Here is a 267-nt window from a genome sequence, read left to right on the forward strand (position 1 = left end):
TGGACACTGGCTTGCGCTCGGCCATGCGCAAGATGGTTGCACGCCTTCTGAGCGACGCGGGCATCACCACAATCCTGGTGACCCACGACCAAAGTGAGGCGCTGTCGTTTGCCGATCAACTGGCGGTGATGCGCCAGGGCCGCCTGGTGCAATCGGGCCACCCGATGGACCTGTACCAATACCCGGTCGACGAGCAAACCGCGTTGTTCCTCGGTGAAGCGGTGGTGCTGCCCGCCAGGGTCGAAGGCGGCTGGGCGCATTGCGGCC

General features: G+C 65.2%; 1 pseudogene. It reads left to right on the top strand.

Annotated features, from left to right (window positions below):
* Nucleotides 1-267, top strand: a pseudogene (locus SB756_RS30735) (ABC transporter ATP-binding protein); the annotation flags it as partial.

The sequence above is a fragment of the Pseudomonas sp. SIMBA_068 genome (assembly GCF_046534705.1).
GTDB classification, from domain to species: domain Bacteria; phylum Pseudomonadota; class Gammaproteobacteria; order Pseudomonadales; family Pseudomonadaceae; genus Aquipseudomonas; species Aquipseudomonas putida.